Source organism: Leptotrichia sp. SK-5 (genome assembly GCF_055387215.1).
In genome coordinates this window covers 1,040,027-1,061,013 of the sequence record NZ_AP028931.1, presented here as the reverse complement: position 1 = coordinate 1,061,013, position 20,987 = coordinate 1,040,027, and the positions used below count along the sequence as shown (strand labels likewise).

Here is a 20,987-nt window from a genome sequence, read left to right as displayed (position 1 = left end):
CCCTCCTATCCTAAATTTTCAATAATTTTTTTTGTAAATTCAGTCGTTGTAGCATTTCCACCCAAATCTTTCGTTTTACACCCTTCTTCCAATGTCTTTAGAATAGCATTTTCTATATTTTCTGCAAAATTATTCAGCTTTAAATATTTTAGCATTTCTAATGAAGATAGCAGCAATGCCAAAGGATTTGCCTTATTTTTCCCTGCAATATCCGGTGCAGAGCCATGCACAGCTTCAAAAATAGCTATATCATCTCCTATATTTGCACCAGGGGCAACTCCCAGCCCTCCTACAAGCCCAGCCACCAAGTCCGATAAAATATCTCCGTATAAATTCATAGTAACAATTACTCTAAATTTTTCTGGATTTGTAACAAGCTGCATGCACATATTATCAACAATAAGCTCTTCCAGTTCAATTCCTTCATAGTTTTTTGAAACTTCCCTTGCAATTTCCAGAAACATTCCATCTGTAAATTTCAGTATATTTGCCTTGTGTACAACCGTAACTTTGGAAATTCTGTTATTTTTTGCATATTCAAATGCACTTCTTATAATGCGTTCGCTTCCTTTCCTTGTAATTCGTTTTATGGCAATCGCGCTTGTCTTTTCATCATTTTCATACTTTTCTTCACCAATATAAATCCCTTCGGTATTTTCCCTAAAAATTGCCAAATCAATATTTTCATACCGAGTTTTAATCCCCGGCAAATTTCTTGATGGTCTAAAATTTGTATATAAATCATATTTTTTTCTAAGATACACATTTATACTTCTAAATCCTTTTCCAATTGGTGTTGTAATCGGCCCCTTTATAGCAATTTTATTTTTTTCAACACTTTTATAAAGGCTGTCTGGTATTAATTCTCCTGTTTTCTCATAAACATCTGCTCCTGCATTTTCAGTTTCAAATTCAACTGGAACTTTAGCAGCCTTAAAAATTTCTACTAAGCTTTCAGATATTTCATATCCAATCCCATCCCCAGGTATTAATGTAACTTTCTTCATAATAAACCACTCTTTCTATTTTATTTTTCTATACGATTAAAAATTCAAAAATTAAAATTAACTTTCACAATTTCTATGTTTTTATCAACTTGATTTTGAGCAATAAAGCTAAAGTAAATATCTTAGCTTAAAAACTCATCACTTGTCGCAAATTTCAAGTAGCCACCAAATTTTAATATTTTAAGTTCTCTCTCTGAACCATTGAATTTTGCAGGAAATTCAGTATTTTTAGTAATATTTTTTATTATAAATCTTCCGTTTATCAATGAATTTGGAATGTCTGACAGCTGTAATTCATCATATTCATCAATTTTATCATAATCTTGCACGTTCTCAAATTCTAATGGTATAATTCCGCTATTTATCAAGTTTGCCTTATGTATTCTTGCAAAGTATTTTGCAATAACTGCCTTTATACCAAGATAAAGCGGCAATAATGCGGCATGCTCACGGCTTGAACCTTGCCCATAATTTTCTCCACCGACAATTATTCCGCCATTATTTTTTTCAGCTCTTTCCTTAAAATCTGGAATTATTGTTTCAAAGCAATGTTCTGATAATTTTGGAATATTTGAACGGAATGGCAGTAATGCGGCATTTGATGGGCAAATATCATCTGTTGTAATGTTATCTCCTGTCTTTAAGATAACTTTACGTGCAATACTGTCCTGCAGCTCTTCTCCAATTGGAAATGGCTTAATATTTGGTCCCATTACGATTTTTACTGCTTCTCTTTCCCTTTTTGCTTCTTCTTCATTTGGATTTGGGAAAATAAAATAGTTATCTGATATTTCAAATTTTTCAGGCTCTTCTACAATAATTTCTGCTCCCAGTTCCCTAGGATCTGTCAAATATCCTGTAATTGCCGATGCGGCGGCTGTTTCTGTACTTACCAGATACACTCCGGCACTCATTGTTCCACATCTTCCCTTAAAGTTTCTGTTAAATGTTCTAAGTGAAATTCCATCTGTCTTTGGTGCCTGCCCCATTCCAATGCAGGGTCCGCAAGCGGCTTCCAACAATCTTGCCCCAGCTGCTATAAATTTTGCTAATGCGCCATTTTCTGAAATCATTTTCATAATATTGCTTGAACCAGGTGATAATACAAGGCTCACATCTGGATGAACTTTTTTTCCGTCTAAAATTGCTGCAAGCTTCATAAAATCTGAATACGATGAATTTGTACATGAACCAATTGCAATCTGATCAACTTTTAATTTTCTGTCCTTTGGAATTTCATGCACATTGTCAGGACTGTGAGGAAAAGCCGCAAGTGGTACAAGCTCATCCAAATTGACAACTAATTTATCATCATAAAACGCATTTTCATCAGGCAATAATTCTGCAAAATCTTCTCCACGTGACTGTTTTTCCAAAAAAATCCTTGTTTTTTCATCGCTTGGGAAAATTGATGTTGTCGCCCCTAATTCAGCTCCCATATTTGTAATTGTCGCCCTGTCCTCAACTGATAGTGATTTAATACCTTCTCCAGTATATTCCATTACGTATCCGACTCCACCCTTTACTGTAAGCTGTTTCAAGACATATAAAACAACATCTTTAGCCGACACCCAAGGTCGCAATTTTCCTCTTAGCTCAATATTATAAACTTTCGGAACTTTCAAATAATACAGTCCCCGTGCCATTCCAATTGCAACATCAAGTCCTCCCGCTCCAATCGCAAGCATTCCAAGCCCTCCTCCAGTTGGAGTGTGGCTATCTGATCCAATCAGTATTTTCCCAGGCTTTCCAAATCTTTCCAAATGTAATCTGTGACAAATTCCGTTTCCAGGTTTTGAAAAAACTATATTGTGCTTTTCAGCTGATGTTTTAATAAACTCGTGGTCATCTGCATTCTCAAAGCTAGACTGCAGCATATTATGGTCGACATAAGCCACAGAAATTTCCGTTGCAACTTTATCAACATTCATAGCATTTAACTGTAAATAAGCCATCGTTCCTGTAGAATCTTGTGTAAGTGTCTGATGAACTCTAACAGCAATTTCATTTCCTACTTTCAATTCACCCTTCAAAAGATTTTTAGCTAAAATCTTATACGTTAAACTCATATTATTAGAGTTCAAATTTTTACTCATAGACATAATATTGCCCTCCTTACATAACTTTTCAATCATAGTTCCATTATATTACTAATTATTAACCGTGTCAACGATATATATCATATATTTTTTATATAATTACATATATATTATAAATCTTTTATTCGAAGTCAATAAATTCAGTTTTTTTGTATATTCAAACTTTATTTTTTTATCAAACTTTTTATTATTTGAATATCAAATAAATTGGTTTAAACAATATTACTAAAAAAAAATTACATATCTAATCTATAAAAAATAAAAAAAAATAAATTCGCTTTCCTTATAAATAAAAAGCAACCATATATTAAAATATGATTGCTTTTTATTGTTTATCTTCGTCTAGGTTTTAACGCATTCTTTCCATGATACAATATTGTAAATAATAGCGGACTCCAGGCATTTCTATGAATTTTTACAGGTTTATTCTCTGCAAGTCTTCGGATTTGCTGCTCATAATAGCTTAACCCTATAAGACCTCCTAATTTTTTATCCAATCCTCTAAACCCAGTTGTTAATCTTTCTAAGGAAACTGATGATATATGCCCTTCTTTGATTTCATTAGGCAAATTTGGATATATTACTACAGGTCTTGCAATTCCTATCATGGATATTTTTTCTTTTTCGATAGCTTTTTGCATAGTTTCTACCTTTTTAAATCCTCCTGTAACTACGATAGGCGTATCTATTAACGACAATACTTAGCATAATCTATAAAAAATACCTTTTCATTATCTCCTCTTTCAGAAAGCATTTTAGAATTTTCATAATTCCCACCTGATATTTCTATAAGATCTACTCCTATTTCGGACATTTTTTTTATAACAATAATAGACTCCTCTTCTGTAAATCCATTGTTACTAAAATCTGATGAATTTATTTTTAATCCTATCGGAAATTCTTTTCCTACTTTTTCTCTCATTTCATTATATACATCAACTAAAAATCTCATTCTATTTTCTATGCTTCCGCCATATTCATCGTTTCTCACATTATCTGCAGATGATAAAAACTGGCTTATTAAATATCCGTGCGCTCCATGTATTTGAACTCCTGTAAAACCTGATTTTTTAGCAATTTTCGCTGCTTTTCCAAAACGTTTTATCAAATTTTTTATTTCATCTTTTGTAAGTTCCCTTGGCTTTACAAATCCACTTTTCAAATCTCCTTGAATTTCTATCGCACTTGGTGCAACAGATTCTTTTGCTACACTTTTAGGAGCCTGTTTTCCTGGGTGGTTTATCTGCATCCATATATGCGTATTATTTTCTTTCCCTGCTTCTGCCCATTTTTTAAGCATTTCCATATCTCTTTCATCTTCTATTACTACATTTCCGGGCTCGCCTAAAGCCTGTCTATCTATCATAACATTTCCCGTTATCAGAAGTCCTGTCCCTCCGTTTGCCCATTTTCTATATAAATTTACATGCAACTCATTTGGAGAATTAGTTTTAGAATTTGCCATTCCCTCGCTCATTGCAGATTTTAAAAAACGATTTTTTATAACTGCTCCATTTTTTAATTTTAATGGAGTAAATAATATTTGATTTTCCATATTTATCCTTTCACTTATTATATTTCACTATGCAAGTTTAACATATTTATTTCTATTTTGAGAAACTTTTAGTTATTAAAAGTATCTTTTGACACTTTTGGTACAAAAAAGTTGCATTTTAGTATTTTTCATTGTAAAATTCCTTATAGCATAAAAAATTTAAAAATATTACACATTATCAATTTATATAATTTTTATTATTTGAATTTTAACTATTTTTGAGTTTATTTTAGAAAGGAAACTGGTAAAACTATGATTAATTATGAAGATATAAGAATTAAAAAAACAATAAGGAATATTCACAAGTCCTTTATTGAACTTTTTAAAGGAAAGGATTATGAAAAAATAACTGTAAAAGAATTAATTGAAAAAGCTGAAATTAGCAAAAAAACTTTCTATCGTTATTATTCATCTATTGATAACTTATTTTTAGAAATACAAGATAAAATTACTAACGAATATATACAAAAATTTTCCTTGCTTGCTTTTCCTAAAGATTTAAAAAATATTATTAATACTTTTATTGATTTTTCAGAAATTTATGGAAATGCTCACGACAAAATAATAATTGATTCAAAAAATGATTATGTATTACAAAAAATGATAAACAATATTATTAAAAAAACATGGGAAAAGTCAGAGTTTTTTAAAGAAAAAGAGCCTTATCTACGTAATATTATTTTATCATTTGTATTTTCATCTATTTTAGGAAGTTATAAGCAGTGGATAAATGATGGAAAAAAAATACCTCTACAAAATTTTATAGATACAATAGAAAGCCTTGTTTACAATGGAATTAAAAATTTTGATTCAAACAATTATTCAACAAATAAAAATTAAAATATTTTTTCTAAATTTTTATATTATATTTTTATTAAAAAAAGACTATCTTTAATAAATAGCCTTTTTCTATAAATTTCAATTAATTATTTTTCTTTGCTAAATTTTTGATTGATTGATTACTCCTAGTTTTTCTCTTCTACGTTTAATTCTAACTATTTTTTTATCTTTTTTACAATAAGTAGAATCTTTCACATAACGGATTTCATGCATTCTACTGTACACAAATTTTGCAATAAAATAAGAAATAATAATGCTGGCAATAACATCAGTAGTCCAATGATATACCAAAGAAATTCGACTAACTCCTACTAAAAATCCTAAAATAAATAGTAACATTTTGAGAACTCTGTTTTTTATGAAAAAACTTAAAATCCAAATTGTTCCCCAAACAGTAATTGTATGTCCCGAAGGAAAGGAGGCATAGTCGCCTTCAAAAAGAAACTTATTTTTTATTAAACTTAAAACTCCATAAAATTTCTCTGGATTTGCAGTTATTGAAGGTCTCGCTCTTCCAAACAAAAGTTTAAATAAATTCACAGTAATTTGTGTAGAGAGTAAAGTAAAAAAGATACCTGCAATGTATTTTTTAAAAATATGAGATTTCTTTTTGTTTAAAAAAATAAATAAAAATAATATAAGAACTAATGATAATTCAAAATATCCTTCTCCAAATTTAGTAATAACACGAAAGATTTTTTCAAGATTTTCTGAACGATGAAAAATACTAAACTCTGAAAAAAATGATAAATGTTTAAAAAAGAATCTGTCAATAAAAAAAATACTATTAGTTAGTTGCAATGGCATCACCTTCTCCTCTTTTGTTTTAAATTAAATAAATTATTTTAAGATTATATCTTTTTATTTTCTTAAAATTAAGATATAATATCTTTGGTAAGGTAATAATACCACAAAAAATAAATTTAAAAATGAATTTAGTCTGAATAAATTTTAGAAAGGGAAAAAATGGGAAAAATACTGATTGTTGAAGATGATAAAAAAATATCACGTATTTTGAAATTACAACTAGAAAGAAAAAATCATGAAATAACAATAATTGAAAATGAAATTGATGCATTAAATGAAATTGACAGAAAAAGAGACTTTTATGACTTGATTCTTTTAGATTTGGGACTTCCTTCCATGGAAGGAAATGAAGTTTGCAAAAATGTACGAAAAATATCAAAAGTTCCCATAATTGTTGTATCTGCCAAAAACAATATAGAAGAAAAAGTTGATTTGTTAAAATCTGGAGCAAGTGATTATGTTACAAAACCTTTTGATTTTTTAGAATTAGAAGCAAGGATTAATATAAATATTAGAAAAGAGAAAATTTCTGAAATTATCTATAAGACTTTAAAATTAAATATGGAAAATTATTCTGCATACCTGGAAAATAATCTTATTTTATTAACAAAAACAGAATTTGAACTAGTAAAACTACTAATTGAAAATAAAGAAGAAATTGTTTTAAGGGATAAAATTGTTGAAAAAATATGGGGTTGGGAAGCAAGTGACAATCTTCTTGACAGCACAATAAAAAAAATAAGGCAAAAACTAGGAAAGGAAAAAATTAAAACAGTGAGAGGAATTGGCTACATTTTAAAAATATGAAAAAAATAAAAGACAAAATAATTATTGCAAATACAGTAAGCCTTGTTTTTATTTCCTTTATTATTATTTTATCAATGACAATTTTTTTGATTCATACAGCAGTTGAAGCTGAAACTAAAGAAATGGATAAATTACTTCCAACTGTTATTAAAAGATTGGATGAAGTTCCTGACTATAAGTTAAAAGAAACTTATAGAAATTATGATTATGCTGATAAAGAATATATTTCGCTTGCAGTCGAGAAAAACGGGAAATTCATTTATTTATCAGATGATAAAGATAGTTTTAAGTTAAAAAAATTTGAGTCAAATAAGCTTAAAATAAAATGGGACAGATTTATCTACAAAAAAATCTATGCTGGACACAATACAAAATATTATGCCATAAGAAATTTTGAATTTATGGAAGCACATGAACTTCTGTATGTTATGATTGCAATGTTTATTTTAATAACAATCTCAATTATTATAATTTCCAAAATTGTAGCAGAACATGTCTTGACTCCACTTTCAAATATAATTTCTCAAAGTAATGAAATGAGTAAACATAACATTGATTTACAGTTAACAAAGACACGAGATGATGAAATCGGAGAATTAATTGATGTTTTAAATGAAACTTTTAATAAAAAAAAGGAAATTATAAAAAGTCAAAAAGCATTTACTTCTAATGTATCACATGAATTAAAAACACCTCTTGCTATAATGAAAGGTTATTTAGATATACTAAAATGGGGAAAAGATGATAAAGATTTATTGAATGAAGCTATCGAAAATCTAAATCTTGAAGTAAAAAATATTGAAAGAATAATCAATACACTATTTTTAAATTCAAATCTTGAAAAAATAACTGTGAAAAAAGAAATTACCGATGTAAAAGAGCTTTTCAAGAAAATAAAAAAAGATTATGAACTTCTAAATATTAAAAATAAAATGATAATAAAAGTAAATAATGAGGTAAATATTTTTGTTGATAAAAATCTAATTTCAGAAGCTTTGCGTGGATTAATTGACAATTGTATTAAATATTCCGTAGGCAATATTGAATTACTTGCAAGAGAAGATGAAATAGTCAAAATTATTGTAAGAAACTATGGAGAAAGGATCCCTGAAGAAGAAAAGAAAAATTTGTTTAATCGAAATTTTCAAGGTAAAAATGCTAAAAAAGGCTCGGGACTTGGACTTCCAATCATAAAAGATATAATTTTACTAAATGATGGAAAAATTTATTTAGAAAATAGAAAAGATGGAGTTGATGTAAAAATTCAGTTTAAAAAAATTAATTACGAAAATGAATAAATAGTAAAATAAAAAACAGGCTGTCTCAATATTTGGGAAAAGCCTATTTTTTATAATTTTTAATTGATAATTATCTTCTTTGTTGAGATCTTTGCTGTTGTTGATAGTTAAATGCTTCCAATTTCATAGAAATATTTTTTTCAGTTCCATTTGATGCTATTTTTAAGTTAACTGTTTCACCAATTTTTTTAGCTGCAAGCTCTCCAATAAATGATCCTGCTGATGTTACACGTTTTCCATTTATTTCAAGAATTAAATCATTAACTTTTAATCCATATTTTGCTGCTGGTGAATTTGGATAAATTTGTTGAACCAAAATACCTGTTGAATATGAAATTCTTCTTTCTTTTCTTAATTCAGGTGTTAAATCTAATACAGAAATTCCTATGTATGGACGTTCATATTTTCCTGTTCTTACAATTGAATCTCTAACATTTTCAGCCAAGTTTGATGGAATTGCAAAACTTAATCCCACGCTTCCACCATTTGGAGAATAAATAGCAGTATTTACACCAATAACATCTCCATTAATGTTAAGAAGCGGTCCACCACTGTTTCCTTGATTAATAGAGGCATCTGTCTGTATAAAGTTTTCAACTTGCTCAATTCCCAATGAACTTCTTCCAGAAGCTCCAACTACTCCAACTGTCATCGAACTATTCAATCCTAATGGATTTCCAAATGCAATTGCCCAGTGCCCAATTTTTATATTATCTGAATCAGCAAATTTTAATGGTTTAAATGTTCTATTTGCATTTACTTTTAAAATTGCAATATCCACTTCAGGTGAAGTTCCAACTAATTTTGCCAAATACTCATGTCCATCAGATAATTTTACATAAATTTCATCTGCTCCATCGATAACGTGATTATTTGTCATCATATATCCATCGCTTGAGATTACAAATCCTGAACCCAAACTTCCAGATTCACGTCTTTGCTGTCTTACTCCAGATGTTCCAAATAAAAATGCTTCAAGTGGATTATACGTTTGTACTACAATTGTTTTTTTTGTTCTTATATTTACAACAGAATCTTTTGCCTTTTCATAAACTGCTGAAAATGCATTTTGAGCACTATACATATCTCCTGTAACATTTGTATTTTGAACAATTTGTTTATTTTGTAAAATATTTGTATCATTTGAAACTGCTGCAGTTGCTGTAAGAGCAGTCGCTATAAATGATGTAGTTAAAAGCCTTTTTAATTTCATAATTTAAAATCTCCTCTTTCATAAAAATTTCTATTTCTTAAATTTAAGTAATTTAATGTTAGTTATTGTACTCCTCTTTTCTTAGAAAAGATAATATTCTTATTGTTTTTAATCTTAGTTCCTTTAATTTTTTGCTGTTTCAAAATAAAATAACAAACTATAATTTAATTTTTCTATTCTAATTTTAAGATTTTTAAATTCCTCCAATAAAAACAACTCTCACAAATATTTCTTTTATTATCTTTAGTATCATTAAACCTAAAATTCCAGAAATATCTAAATTCATATTTCCAATCGGAATTATTATTCTGAACATTTTCAAATAAGGATCTGTAAATTTTCTAATCCATTGAAAAATCGATATTTGATTATACGGATCAATCCAAGTTCCTAAAATATTTAGCAAAATAAGAATTGTGTACAAATTAAATATTTTTAATATCATATCTATAATAATATACAAAATAGTACCTCCAAAAATTTAACCTTGAAAAAAATTCCAAGGTTTTTTTATTATTTATTTAAAACATTTTTACATTTTAAAACATATTCAACTCCTGAAACTATAGTCAATATTAACGGAATTAATAATAATATGTTGTTTATTGTAAAATTAAAAGGTATTAAAATTATTAGTGTAAGTGCTACCATTTGAGTAGCAGTCTTCCATTTTCCAAGACTCTCTGCCGCAATAACAACCCCTTCAGCCGCCACAATTGAACGAAGTCCAGTTATAAGCAATTCTCTAAAAATTATTATTATTACAAACCATAGACTTATTTGATTAAATTTTGCAAGCGTTACTAATGCTGAAATAACAAGTATTTTATCAGCTAATGGATCCAGTAATTTCCCTAAATTTGTAATTAAATTATATTTTCTTGCAATTTTTCCATCATAATAATCTGTAATAGATGCCCCTACAAAGATAATTGCTGCAAATATTCTCATTGTTACAGAAACTGCTACATTATCTGAAACTTCTAGAGCTAAACTTAGAAAAATCACAAATGGTATAACTAGAATTATTCTTAATGTTGCTAATTTATTAGGTAAATTCATTTTCATTTTTACCACACTCCCTAAATATAATAATATTCTAAATTAATTTAATGTTTTCATGCTCAAGTTAAACTTGTCTTCACTTTCCATTGAAATTACCTTAACTCTGACATTTTGTCCTTCTTTTAGTACATCTTCAGTCTTTTCAACTCTCTTATTACTAATTTCAGAAATATGTAAAAGTCCTTCTTTTCCTGGCAGCACTTCCACAAATGCACCAAATTTCATCAATTTTGTAACTTTTCCTTCATAGATTTCATTTAATTCAACCGACTGAGTTTGTCTTTTAACAAGTTCCAGCGCTTTTTTCATATTTTCAGATTCTTTTCCAAAAATTGAAACAGTTCCATCATCTTCAATATCTATCGAAACTCCAGTTTCATCAATAATTGCCCTAATAACTTTTCCTCCTGGACCGATAAGCCCAGCAATTTTATCAGGATTAATTTTAATAATCTCAATTTTCGGCGCATTTTCAGCAACTTGCGCTCTTGGCTCACTAATTACTGCCTCCATTTTATCAATAATGAACAATCTTCCTTCTAATGCCTGTCTTAAAGCAATTTCCATTATTTCCCTTGTAATTCCTTCAATTTTTATATCCATTTGAATTGCAGTAATTCCATCTTTTGTACCTGCAACTTTAAAGTCCATATCTCCAAGATGGTCTTCAAGTCCTTGAATATCAGTAAGTACTGTGAATGTTTCACCTTCTTTTATAAGTCCCATAGCAATTCCGGCAACTGTAGATTTTATCGGAACTCCAGCAGCCATTAATGCAAGCGATCCTCCACAAATTGAAGCCTGTGACGAAGAACCGTTTGATTCTGTAATTTCAGAAACAAGCCTTACTGTATATGGAAATTTATCAGTCTCTGGCATAACGTATTTTAACGCTCTTTCAGCCAAATTTCCGTGTCCTAGCTCACGTCTTCCTGGTGCTCTCATAAATCCTGCTTCTCCAACTGAATATGGCGGGAAATTATAATGCAGGAAGAATTTTTTACGTGTTTCATCTTCCATTCCATCAATAATTTGCTCGTCTTCCTTGCTTCCAAGCGTTGCAACAACTAATGCCTGAGTTTCTCCACGTGTGAACAATGCAGAACCATGCGGTACTGGAAGTGTATCTATTTCTACATCAATTGGACGGATTTCAGTAGTTTGACGACCGTCAGCACGATATTGCTTATATAAAATAGCATCTCTGACAAGTCTTTTTTCAACATCTCTATAATATTTCTTAAATTCTTTTTCAAGATTTTCGTCAATTTCTTTATCTTCATTTTCAAGTTTTTCAACATATTTTTCAAAAAGTTCTATTTCTAAGTTATCAATCGCTTCATATTTTTCAAGTTTACCTGGTGTCATTATAGCCTTTTCAACTTCATTTTCAAAACTGTCAATAAATTCCTTGATTTCAGAATCTACTTCCTTTTTCTCAAATTCATATTTTTGTACATCAAACTGTTCTAAAAATTTGTCTTGCTCTGCACAAATTTCTTTGATTTTTTCATGCCCAAACATAATCGCTTCCAGCATAACTTCCTCAGAAACTTCCTTAGCTCCAGCCTCTACCATTGTTACAGCATCTTTTGTCCCTGCAACTGATAATTGAATTTCGCTTTCCAGCAACTGCTCTCCTGTCGGATTCAAGATGTATTCTCCATTAATGTACCCAACTGTGACTCCAGCCACAGTTCCTGCAAATGGAATATCTGACAATCCTAAAGCGGCAGAAACTCCAATTGTAGCAAGATTTTCTGGATAATTCACTTCATCATAAGAAAACACCGTAACTACAATATGTACCGCATTCAAAAATCCTTCCGGAAATAAAGGTCTGATTGGTCTGTCAATCAATCTTGAAATCAGGACTTCATCAGTTCCTGGCTTAGTTTCCCTTTTTATAAATCCACCTGGAAATTTCCCTGATGCATAAAATTTTTCAATATAGTCAACTGTTAAAGGAAAAAAATCCTGCCCTTCCCTGACATCCTTGCTTCTAGTTGCTGTAACCAAAAGCACAGTTCCTCCACATTGAACAACAACTGAACCTCCAGCTTGACGTGCGATTTTTCCTGTACTTATTTTAATTTTCTGGTTTCCTAAATTAAAACCATAAATTTTCTCTTCAAACATTTTTCCTCCTAAAATTTATTTATTTTTTAAGAAGGGAGCAAATAATAGTAAAATCTTTCATCAAATTTTTGATAAAAAACTTTACAATTACTTACTCAAAATACCTTCTTAAAATTTTTATAATTATACCATTTTTTCGTAATTTTTACAAATTTAAAAATTAAAGAAAATTAAAAATACAAAAACTTATTTACCTATTTGCTTATCATTTGATTAATAATAATTTTTTCTTATTTTTTTATATTTAAATTTGCATTTTGCTAAAATCCAGGTATAATGTATTAGAATACTTTGATGGTCAAAACATTTTTCAGGAGGAATAAACTATGAAAATAAATTTAAACAACATTTCTGAAACTATGCTTATTACTTTGTATATGAGAGCTACTGATGCTAAAAGCCTAAAACCAATTTTGAATGATAAAAAGTCTTTAGAAATACTTTCACAGATAGATTATGATTTCTCAAAATTTAAAAATGCTTGGACATCGTATTATGGTGTACTCTCACGTGCAAAAGTAATGGATAATGAAGTAAGAAAGTTTATGGAAAAATATCCAGATTGTGTGATTGTATCTATTGGATGTGGATTAGATACAAGATTTTTACGAATTGATAATGAAAAAATAAGATGGTATAATCTTGATTTACCTGAAGTTATTGAAAAACGAAAATTATTTTTTGAACCTAATGAACGTGTTACAAATATTCCAAAATCAGCTTTTGACTCAGCTTGGACAAATGAAATTAAATTGGATGGAAAAAAATTACTTATTATTTCAGAAGGCGTATTAATGTACTTTGAAGAACAAAAAATTAAACAGTTTTTGGAGATACTAACTAATAATTTTAATTCTTTTGAAGCTCATTTTGATCTTATTTATAAAGGAACCGTTAAGTTAAATGACAAGCATGACGCTTTAAAAAATATGAAAGCAAAATTTATTTGGGGTGTAAAAGATGGAAGCGAAATTATAAAATTGAATCCAAAATTAAAACAAATTGGACTTATCAACTTTACTGATGAAATGAAGCATCATCTTCCTGGTTGGAAAAAATTATTTATTCCATTGCTTTATATTGTAAATAATCGACTTGGAATTTATACTTACGAAAAAAATAACTATTAAATTTTAATAAAAAAATATACCCAACCTTAAATTTTTCTACTTTTAAGTTTTGAGTATATTTTTATTTGTCGTTAATCCTTTAACAACGGATCTTTTTTTGTAACTTCAACCACCAATTTATGCAAACAAATCAATGCTATCAAATTTGGAATTACCATAAGACCGTTAAACATATCCGCAAGTTCCCACACTAAATCAACTTTTTGAAGTGAACCGGCAATTATGCAAATCATTACTAAAATTCTATAAATATTAAGCGCTTTTTTACCAAACAGATATTTCACATTAGCTTCCCCAAAGAAATACCATCCAATTATAGTAGAAAACGCAAAAAAGAATAATGCAACTGCAACAAAAATCACTCCAAAATGCCCCAATACTGCGTGAAATGCCTGTTGTGTCAATGAAATCCCAGTTCCATCTGCTTTTCCATCTGCAATCAAAATTACTAATGCCGATAATGTCAAAATTACAAAAGTATCAATAAAAACTGTAACAATTGCAACGTGCCCTTGATCTTCAGGATTTTTAACCTTTGCAATTGCGTGAGCATGCGGAGTTGAGCCCATTCCAGCCTCATTCGAGAACAGCCCTCTTGCCACTCCAAATCTTATTGCCTTTTTTATCCCCATTCCTAGAAATCCACCTAAAACTGCCTTTGTCGAAAAAGCATTCACAAAAATTGCTTTAAATGCCAAACCTGCATTTCCAATATTCAACACAATGATGAACAGACATATTACAACATAAAGAACTGCCATAATAGGAACTATTTTTTCAGTAACTGAGGCAATTCTTTTTACTCCTCCAAAAAATATAAATCCAGATAAAATTGCCAAAAATATACCTGTTATAACTGTCGGAACATGAAAAGCATTATGAAAAGCATCTCCTACCGAATTTGCCTGAACCGCATTTCCCATAAATCCTAAAGACAGTACGCATGAAACTGCAAAGAATCCTGCCAGAAATTTGGCCGCTTTTCCTCCTTTAAATAATGTTTCAATGTAGTAGGCTGGGCCTCCTGTCATTTCTCCATCTTTTTTCTGTTTAAAAATCTGACTTAATACAGCTTCTGAATAGATAGTTGCCATTCCAAAAAATGCACTTACCCACATCCAGAATATTGCTCCTGGACCTCCTGATACAATCGCTGTTGCCGCTCCTGCAAGATTTCCTGTTCCAACTTGCGCTGCAATAGCCGTTGCCAAAGCCTGAAACGACGACATCCCATTATTATCCGCCTTTTCTCCGCTTAAGTCAAATCCGCTCGTCAACTGTTTCAAACCGCTCTTAAACTCCCTAACTTGAATAAATTTCAGTCGAAATGTATAAAATACTCCTGTTCCAACTAACAAAACAATTAAAATAACTCCCCAAAAAAATTCATTGAAATTTTTAATAATTTCTAACATCTAAATCCTTCTCCTTCGTTTTTTATTTCTGAATTTTAGAATGGATAGAAAAGCTTAAAGCGTTTTAATACAAATTTTATTATAAATCAAAGAAAAAGGCTGTCTTTTACTTAAATAAAGTCAAGACAACCTCTTAAAATTTCTTTTATACAAAAAAAGAAATATAAAATCCATAATTTTATATGTATTATTCTCTGTTCTTTTACCTGAGAGTTTAGGGAATAAAAATTCCTTTGCTCCTTCGGTGCCGTCATTTAAGACAGTCTCTCCAGAGGCTCGTCCACTATGAGTCCTTTTACCTGAAAGAGTTACTTCTTCGGTGTTTTATTCTACATTTACAAATTTATAAATGAGATAAAATCTCTCCTCATACCTTCATCCAAATTATTCACTTTTCTATATGTTAGCATATTTTTTTCTGTGTGTCAAAAAATATTCTTTATTAGGCAGAGTAAAAAATATAGGGGCAAATAAATTTAATTAAATTTCAAATTAACAAAAAAGAGGAAACCAGTTACAATATAATCCCTAAATCCTATCGAAAGGTGGTTCCCTCTATGATTAGAATATCAAATTTTTCTTCACTTGTAAAGACTTTTTTTAAAAATATTTTTTCTTTCAGACTTCCGTTTGAGCAGCAGTTTAAGCTGTTTGTCTCGAAGGCCTTTGAAACGCTGTTTAGAGTTTATGTCAAAAGAGTTGATGATTACTTCTTTCATTCTAACGAAAGAAAAAATAAGTTTAAAAGCAAAGGATTTGTTAAAAGAACTGTTACCACTGCCTTCGGGGATGTAACTTTTGAACGTCGAAAATATGTAGACAAGAAAACAGGCATTCACTATTACATTGATGAGAAAATTGGACTTAAGCGGTATAGACGGCTTTCTGAGGAGATGATTTTTACTATACTTTTTGAATATCAGCATACTACAGCTTCATTTCTTGCAAAAACTTACGGTGTTTCAAGGGCTACCGTGTATAATCTTGTCAATTCTTTTCAAATGCCAAAACTTGATATTGAAAGATTTGAAAGAGACAACAATTCGCCAGTATATATGGAGATTGATGAAGACCATATGAAGTGTAGAAGAAGTAAAAATACATATATGAGGATGGTTGTAATACATCGTGGAATTGAGGAAATCTGCACAGACAGGAACAAACTCATTGACAAGCACACAATAATGTTTCCTACATCCGTATCGCTTGAGGAAGTGTCGGAGTATGTACTTAACTATCTTGAAAAAAGATACAATATGGACAAAAAGAAACTAATTGTGAACTCTGATGGAGGAATATGGATAGACAGCTTTGTAAGAGAACTTGGAATTTACAAGCCAATACACATCTATGACAAGTTCCATTTAGTAAAAGCCATAGCTGAAATTTCTAAAAGGGACAAGGAAATATCAAAAAATCTTTACAGGTGGTTTGAGAAAGATAACTTTGCAGAACTTGAGAATTTTTATGAAAATTTCAAGGAAAAGGAGAATGTAAGCCAGAGAAGAAAAGACCAGATGAAGATGCTGTTTAATCAGTATGAGAAGATAAGAAGAATATATACGGAGGAGGACTACATAGGCTCAAGGACGGAAGCCCTAGTATCCCACGAATGCTCAAGATTTCTATCAAGCAGGCCAAAAGCATTTTCAAGAAGAAAGATAAAAGCAAGAGCGTTATACCACACTTTCTTTGCAAACTATGGAAAAGATAGGGAAAAGGCGTATGAATTGTACTTTAGCGGCAAAAGAATGGGTTCACTAGAAAAGGTAATAGAGATGGAATGCTTGCCAGAAATTGTTAATGAAACAGGAAAAAGCACAAATATGCCATATTTGAGAGGAGGAGAATGTCCGATTAGGGAAGTTTTGAAAGAAATATCACAAAGTAAAATATTTTAAAAAAAGCAGTCAAAAAAGATTTGTTGTGGTATTTAATGACTGCCCCTATATTTTTTACTCTGTCTTCTTTATTATTTTTCTTTCAAAAAAGCTTTTAATAGATTATTTTTCATTTACATTTCCTTTTTCCAAAATATTTTATTTACTTTTTAGCACAGCCCTAACTGCATAATGTAAAAAATAATAAACTGACTTCAAAAACGGTAATTTCTCAACTTTTCGATAAATTTCCCAACGAACTTTTGCCGTTTTAACCTTATTGCTCGAACGGGAATTATCCAGTACTCGATAATAAGCCAAATTTTCCTTGAGTCCAAAAATCGTTTTCACATCCTTCACAATCTCCAGCCAAAGTACATAATCCTCATTTTTCTCCAGTTCCTTAAAATACCGCTTCCCAACTTTTTCCACATCATACATAACTGTAAGACAGCCTAGATAGTTATTTTTTAGCATATCAGTATAGGAGATTTCCGATTTAATTACAACTTCATTGATTTTTTCGCCATTTTCCTTAACTCTCGTGTACTCTGTACAGCTTATACCTGCATTTTTTTCTTTCATAAATTGTATCTGCTTTTCCAATTTTTGGCTATGCCAGTAGTCATCAGCATCCAAAAATGCAATATATTTCCCATTTGCCAAATCAATCAAATGATTTCTCCCTTTTACAACACCCATATTTTTTTCAGTATTCACAACCTTTATTCTATCATTTTTTTTTGCAAATTCATTTACAACTGCAAGACTGTTATCCGTTGAAACATCATTCATAATAAGCATTTCCCAATTTTTATAAGTCTGTGAAAGCACTGATTCTATTGTTTTCCCAATAAATTTTTCTGCATTATACATTGGCACAATTATTGAAACTTTTTCTTTTTCCATTTTCTCTCCTTATTTTACAATTTTCTAATCCTGCGGAAACCTAATCCCCGCCCCAAGTCTAGCTTTTGTCTGCACTTCGCTTACCAGAAGGCTTTTTTCTAGCTGTTTATAACAAAATTCCAAGTCATTTTCATTTAATGCACGAATGAATTCTTTAAACTCAGGAACAACTCTATCTTTTGAAAATCCATCATCAAAGCTTTCTGTTGTTCCATCATACATTTTTAATGTAACTTTTCCGACAAGTCCCGGAGCCTCTTCACTTAAGATTTTTCCTTTACTTCCTTGAATTACTCCTATTCTTTCTCCTTCACTATCTTTTGCACATACACACATAGCATTGAAATTTTTGTATTCTATCATAAGAACACCGCTTGTGTCAATATTTCTCTCAATATTAGCATAATACTTAGCATTTTCAGGCTTTCCAAAAAGTCCTAAAACATAATGTAAATTATACAGTCCCAAGTCCATCAATGCTCCTCCAGCTTTTTCGGGATCAAATACAGGTAAAATTTCTCCTCTCTTAAAAGCGTCATATCTGCTGGAATACTGACTATACTGGCTCTGAACAAGTTTCACATCTCCAATTTTCCCAATCCAGTCTTTTATTTTTTTATAATTTTCAAAATAAAGTGTCGTTATAGCTTCAAATAAAAACAGTTTTTTTTCCTTTGCCAAATCCGACAATTCTTTAGCTTCTCCATAATTAGTTGTCATCGGCTTTTCAACAATAACATTCAGACCTTTTTCCAATGCTTTTTTACAATATTCAAAATGCAAAAAATTCGGAACAGCAATACAAACAGTGTCAATCCCAAATTCACAAAGTTTGTTAAAATCATCAGTAAATTTCGGAATACCATATTTTACACAAATTTCCTCAACTTTTCCAATACTCTTTTTTGTCCCCTGCATCCCCATGATTTCCAGACCTTCCAACTGAACAAGACTAGGCAAAAATTCCTGAACAATCATCCCTGAACCAACAATTCCCAATTTCATAAAAAATCCCTTCTTTCATCTTTCTGTTTTTTATATTAATAAAATGTTTTGATAATTTATTTTAAAATTCCAAATATTTCACTTCAATATCATCAGTCAGCCAAACGCCATTTTTTGAAATAAAAAATTTTTTCCCATCTTCATACATTTTTTCAGCCAAAACCTTTATTACAAATGGTTTTCCGTGTCTTTGACCAACAGAATATGCCGTTTCTTCCGTCTCTGACAAATGTACAAATTGCCTGCTTTTCTTTTTTAACCCCTCTTTTTTTATCTGCTCCAAAAATCTATCCGCTGTCCCATGATACAAAATTTTAGGAGGCTTAACAGCTTTTAATTCTAAATCAACATCTATGCTATGCCCTTGACAAGCTCTAATTTTTGTAAAATCCTCATTAAATTCGTATCTCTTTTTACTGTTATTCCTTACAATCTCCTCCAAAATTTCAAAATTTATCCGTTCCTCTTTTCCGTCTTCAACATCTCCAGAGAGATTTATTCCGTTAATAAGCTCATCTACATTAGCCCATCCTTTCCTATCCAGTTCAATCCCAATCATCTCAGGCTTATGCCTTAAAATCAAGCTTATAAATTTTCCTAATCTTGTTAATTTCTTTTTCACGGTTCTCCTTTTTTCTATATAATTTATTAAGTAAATTAAATCTTTATTTATTTAATTTTTTTTAAAATAAAATCGGCTATATTAAAACAATAAATAGTTAATTCATCAAATTATTATAATCATTTATCAACTTATTATACTTTTTAATCACATCGTTCGGAGTCCCAACCATATCCTCCGTATAAACCTTCTTCTCAATTTCACTCTTGCTCATCGACTTGCTTTTTTCAATTTCCCTAATAAATATTGTAACCGATTTTTCAAATTCTGCAAGCTGTTTGTTAAATATTTCCAATTTTTCTTTTGTATAATTTTCTTTTTTTAGCTGTTTATCATTTGCAATTGCTTTCTGGAAGTTAGCTGAAGCCACTAAAATATTTTGCTGCGCTTTTTTTAATTTCCCTAAATCACCTTTTATAAAGGTTGTCATGCTAAGTTTCTGATTATCCATTTTATCCACAAAATCTTCACAGCTGTTTATCAAAATTGTCAAATTGTATTTTATTAGGCTGCCTTCATTTTTATATGTTTCCAGTATTTTCTGCATTCTTTCCTTTGATTTATTTGCCACTTCAGTTTTGAAAGCGTCTGAATTTTCTTTATATCTTTTGTAAATTTTTAAAAAATTTGTATGTAATTGCCGCCCTTTTTCAAAGCCATCTGCCAAATGTTCTTTTTTTCCATAGTAATTTGTCATGGAATCCGTTACTGTTTTTAATTCTTTTAAAATCGGCAATAATTTTTTGGAAGAGTTATCCAGCTTTTCCATCTTAAATTTTGAATTTATATTTTTTTCAAGTTTCTGGATAACAGCATTGTCGATTTTAATAACAGGAACGCTTTCCAGAGTCCCCATTTCCTGTACATTTATTTCCTTGCCTTCTCCAGCCACATCAATATATTTTGAAATTTCATTCTCAATATTTGTTAAATTATTATGAATTTCAATATAACCGTTGTACTTCTCCATCTCTTCATTTTTCACTTTTTTTATACTAAATTTTCTTCCAATTTCCTTAAATGCATCATCACAGGAAAATAAAAAAATCGAAAGAAATCCTATTAATATTATTTTTTTATAATTCATTTTTACTCCAGTATTTTTTATTTATTCAATTCGCTTAAAAATTTTACCAATTCCGCGAATCCTATTCCTCAAAATAAAACTAACGAAATTGGTAATTTTTAAAATTTAT

General features: G+C 30.0%; 19 protein-coding genes and 2 riboswitches. Of the genes, 5 read left to right on the top strand and 14 right to left on the bottom strand.

What is annotated here, in order from left to right; genetic code table 11:
* Window positions 1-5 precede the first annotated feature (5 nt).
* From ACZ5B9_RS05215 to ACZ5B9_RS05200, 4 genes are all read right to left on the bottom strand, one after another.
* The gene (locus ACZ5B9_RS05215) at window positions 6-1,007 is read right to left on the bottom strand and encodes an isocitrate/isopropylmalate dehydrogenase family protein (protein ID WP_464423652.1); all 1,002 of its coding nucleotides are present in this window, start codon (window positions 1,005-1,007) and stop codon (window positions 6-8) included.
* Between the two features lie 122 nt (window positions 1,008-1,129).
* Window positions 1,130-3,103 (bottom strand): aconitate hydratase, encoded by a 1,974-nt coding sequence (locus tag ACZ5B9_RS05210; protein WP_464423651.1) that lies wholly within the window; start codon window positions 3,101-3,103, stop codon window positions 1,130-1,132.
* Window positions 3,104-3,438: 335 nt separating this feature from the next.
* Window positions 3,439-3,747 (bottom strand): hypothetical protein, encoded by a 309-nt coding sequence (locus ACZ5B9_RS05205; protein ID WP_464423650.1) that lies wholly within the window; start codon window positions 3,745-3,747, stop codon window positions 3,439-3,441.
* 47 nt (window positions 3,748-3,794) lie between these two features.
* Complete coding sequence (locus tag ACZ5B9_RS05200; protein ID WP_464423649.1) at window positions 3,795-4,661, bottom strand: NADH:flavin oxidoreductase/NADH oxidase family protein; 867 nt, start codon at window positions 4,659-4,661, stop codon at window positions 3,795-3,797.
* Window positions 4,662-4,913: 252 nt separating this feature from the next.
* On the opposite strand from ACZ5B9_RS05200, the gene ACZ5B9_RS05195 reads away from it, so the two are divergent.
* Complete coding sequence (locus ACZ5B9_RS05195; protein ID WP_464423648.1) at window positions 4,914-5,501, top strand: TetR/AcrR family transcriptional regulator; 588 nt, start codon at window positions 4,914-4,916, stop codon at window positions 5,499-5,501.
* A gap of 99 nt (window positions 5,502-5,600) precedes the next feature.
* Here the strand turns inward: ACZ5B9_RS05195 and ACZ5B9_RS05190 are convergent, their stop codons facing one another.
* Window positions 5,601-6,308 carry a phosphatase PAP2 family protein gene (locus ACZ5B9_RS05190; RefSeq protein ID WP_464423647.1) on the bottom strand — a complete coding sequence of 236 codons (708 nt, stop codon included), beginning with the start codon at window positions 6,306-6,308 and terminating at the stop codon, window positions 5,601-5,603.
* 159 nt (window positions 6,309-6,467) lie between these two features.
* Between ACZ5B9_RS05190 and ACZ5B9_RS05185 the strand changes: the two genes are divergently transcribed.
* Complete coding sequence (locus ACZ5B9_RS05185) at window positions 6,468-7,115, top strand: response regulator transcription factor (protein ID WP_464423646.1); 648 nt, start codon at window positions 6,468-6,470, stop codon at window positions 7,113-7,115.
* On the top strand, window positions 7,112-8,413 hold the full coding sequence (locus tag ACZ5B9_RS05180) for a HAMP domain-containing sensor histidine kinase (protein WP_464423645.1): 1,302 nt from the start codon (window positions 7,112-7,114) through the stop codon (window positions 8,411-8,413). Before ACZ5B9_RS05185 ends, ACZ5B9_RS05180 begins: the two co-directional genes overlap by 4 nt.
* A gap of 70 nt (window positions 8,414-8,483) precedes the next feature.
* Here the strand turns inward: ACZ5B9_RS05180 and ACZ5B9_RS05175 are convergent, their stop codons facing one another.
* The 4 genes from ACZ5B9_RS05175 to pnp form a co-directional block, all read right to left on the bottom strand.
* Window positions 8,484-9,626: a S1C family serine protease gene (locus ACZ5B9_RS05175; protein WP_464423644.1), complete on the bottom strand. Its 1,143-nt coding sequence runs from the start codon at window positions 9,624-9,626 to the stop codon at window positions 8,484-8,486.
* Between the two features lie 193 nt (window positions 9,627-9,819).
* Window positions 9,820-10,089, bottom strand: a complete 270-nt coding sequence (locus tag ACZ5B9_RS05170; RefSeq protein ID WP_464423643.1) for a YggT family protein — start codon at window positions 10,087-10,089, stop codon at window positions 9,820-9,822.
* A gap of 50 nt (window positions 10,090-10,139) precedes the next feature.
* Complete coding sequence (gene pgsA / locus ACZ5B9_RS05165) at window positions 10,140-10,688, bottom strand: CDP-diacylglycerol--glycerol-3-phosphate 3-phosphatidyltransferase (protein ID WP_036070235.1); 549 nt, start codon at window positions 10,686-10,688, stop codon at window positions 10,140-10,142.
* A 42-nt stretch (window positions 10,689-10,730) separates the two neighbouring features.
* Window positions 10,731-12,830, bottom strand: a complete 2,100-nt coding sequence (gene pnp / locus ACZ5B9_RS05160) for a polyribonucleotide nucleotidyltransferase (RefSeq protein ID WP_464423642.1) — start codon at window positions 12,828-12,830, stop codon at window positions 10,731-10,733.
* A 326-nt stretch (window positions 12,831-13,156) separates the two neighbouring features.
* Here pnp and ACZ5B9_RS05155 point away from each other — a divergent pair, with 326 nt between their 5' ends.
* Complete coding sequence (locus tag ACZ5B9_RS05155; RefSeq protein ID WP_464423641.1) at window positions 13,157-13,960, top strand: class I SAM-dependent methyltransferase; 804 nt, start codon at window positions 13,157-13,159, stop codon at window positions 13,958-13,960.
* Window positions 13,961-14,031: 71 nt separating this feature from the next.
* On the opposite strand, the gene ACZ5B9_RS05150 is transcribed toward ACZ5B9_RS05155, so the two are convergent.
* Entirely contained in the window at window positions 14,032-15,375 is a 1,344-nt protein-coding gene (locus ACZ5B9_RS05150; protein WP_464423640.1) for an alanine/glycine:cation symporter family protein, read from the bottom strand.
* 192 nt (window positions 15,376-15,567) lie between these two features.
* Window positions 15,568-15,649: riboswitch (glycine riboswitch) on the bottom strand.
* Between the two features lie 3 nt (window positions 15,650-15,652).
* Window positions 15,653-15,754, bottom strand: a riboswitch (glycine riboswitch).
* Between the two features lie 178 nt (window positions 15,755-15,932).
* Between ACZ5B9_RS05150 and ACZ5B9_RS05145 the strand changes: the two genes are divergently transcribed.
* Window positions 15,933-17,276 carry an ISLre2 family transposase gene (locus ACZ5B9_RS05145; RefSeq protein WP_464422392.1) on the top strand — a complete coding sequence of 448 codons (1,344 nt, stop codon included), beginning with the start codon at window positions 15,933-15,935 and terminating at the stop codon, window positions 17,274-17,276.
* Between the two features lie 138 nt (window positions 17,277-17,414).
* Here ACZ5B9_RS05145 and ACZ5B9_RS05140 read toward each other — a convergent pair whose 3' ends face one another.
* The 4 genes from ACZ5B9_RS05140 to ACZ5B9_RS05125 form a co-directional block, all read right to left on the bottom strand.
* Complete coding sequence (locus ACZ5B9_RS05140) at window positions 17,415-18,164, bottom strand: glycosyltransferase family 2 protein (protein ID WP_464423639.1); 750 nt, start codon at window positions 18,162-18,164, stop codon at window positions 17,415-17,417.
* Window positions 18,165-18,188: 24 nt separating this feature from the next.
* On the bottom strand, window positions 18,189-19,169 hold the full coding sequence (locus ACZ5B9_RS05135) for a Gfo/Idh/MocA family protein (protein WP_464423638.1): 981 nt from the start codon (window positions 19,167-19,169) through the stop codon (window positions 18,189-18,191).
* 61 nt (window positions 19,170-19,230) lie between these two features.
* Window positions 19,231-19,728 carry an RNA 2'-phosphotransferase gene (locus ACZ5B9_RS05130; RefSeq protein WP_464423917.1) on the bottom strand — a complete coding sequence of 166 codons (498 nt, stop codon included), beginning with the start codon at window positions 19,726-19,728 and terminating at the stop codon, window positions 19,231-19,233.
* A gap of 160 nt (window positions 19,729-19,888) precedes the next feature.
* Complete coding sequence (locus tag ACZ5B9_RS05125; protein ID WP_464423637.1) at window positions 19,889-20,878, bottom strand: YiiG family protein; 990 nt, start codon at window positions 20,876-20,878, stop codon at window positions 19,889-19,891.
* Window positions 20,879-20,987 lie beyond the last annotated feature (109 nt).

What these genes read in the sequence shown, in the direction of transcription:
- ACZ5B9_RS05190 (WP_464423647.1), bottom strand. Translation starts at nt 6,308, where the DNA reads ATGCCATTGCAACTAACTAATAGTATTTTTTTTATTGACAGATTCTTT.
- ACZ5B9_RS05145 (WP_464422392.1), top strand. Translation starts at nt 15,933, where the DNA reads ATGATTAGAATATCAAATTTTTCTTCACTTGTAAAGACTTTTTTTAAA.
- ACZ5B9_RS05140 (WP_464423639.1), bottom strand. Translation starts at nt 18,164, where the DNA reads ATGGAAAAAGAAAAAGTTTCAATAATTGTGCCAATGTATAATGCAGAA.
- ACZ5B9_RS05135 (WP_464423638.1), bottom strand. Translation starts at nt 19,169, where the DNA reads ATGAAATTGGGAATTGTTGGTTCAGGGATGATTGTTCAGGAATTTTTG.
- ACZ5B9_RS05200 (WP_464423649.1), bottom strand. Translation starts at nt 4,661, where the DNA reads ATGGAAAATCAAATATTATTTACTCCATTAAAATTAAAAAATGGAGCA.
- ACZ5B9_RS05155 (WP_464423641.1), top strand. Translation starts at nt 13,157, where the DNA reads ATGAAAATAAATTTAAACAACATTTCTGAAACTATGCTTATTACTTTG.
- ACZ5B9_RS05125 (WP_464423637.1), bottom strand. Translation starts at nt 20,878, where the DNA reads ATGAATTATAAAAAAATAATATTAATAGGATTTCTTTCGATTTTTTTA.
- ACZ5B9_RS05175 (WP_464423644.1), bottom strand. Translation starts at nt 9,626, where the DNA reads ATGAAATTAAAAAGGCTTTTAACTACATCATTTATAGCGACTGCTCTT.
- ACZ5B9_RS05195 (WP_464423648.1), top strand. Translation starts at nt 4,914, where the DNA reads ATGATTAATTATGAAGATATAAGAATTAAAAAAACAATAAGGAATATT.
- pnp (WP_464423642.1), bottom strand. Translation starts at nt 12,830, where the DNA reads ATGTTTGAAGAGAAAATTTATGGTTTTAATTTAGGAAACCAGAAAATT.
- ACZ5B9_RS05215 (WP_464423652.1), bottom strand. Translation starts at nt 1,007, where the DNA reads ATGAAGAAAGTTACATTAATACCTGGGGATGGGATTGGATATGAAATA.
- ACZ5B9_RS05205 (WP_464423650.1), bottom strand. Translation starts at nt 3,747, where the DNA reads ATGCAAAAAGCTATCGAAAAAGAAAAAATATCCATGATAGGAATTGCA.
- ACZ5B9_RS05185 (WP_464423646.1), top strand. Translation starts at nt 6,468, where the DNA reads ATGGGAAAAATACTGATTGTTGAAGATGATAAAAAAATATCACGTATT.
- ACZ5B9_RS05180 (WP_464423645.1), top strand. Translation starts at nt 7,112, where the DNA reads ATGAAAAAAATAAAAGACAAAATAATTATTGCAAATACAGTAAGCCTT.
- ACZ5B9_RS05130 (WP_464423917.1), bottom strand. Translation starts at nt 19,728, where the DNA reads ATGATTGGGATTGAACTGGATAGGAAAGGATGGGCTAATGTAGATGAG.
- ACZ5B9_RS05210 (WP_464423651.1), bottom strand. Translation starts at nt 3,103, where the DNA reads ATGAGTAAAAATTTGAACTCTAATAATATGAGTTTAACGTATAAGATT.
- ACZ5B9_RS05150 (WP_464423640.1), bottom strand. Translation starts at nt 15,375, where the DNA reads ATGTTAGAAATTATTAAAAATTTCAATGAATTTTTTTGGGGAGTTATT.
- pgsA (WP_036070235.1), bottom strand. Translation starts at nt 10,688, where the DNA reads ATGAATTTACCTAATAAATTAGCAACATTAAGAATAATTCTAGTTATA.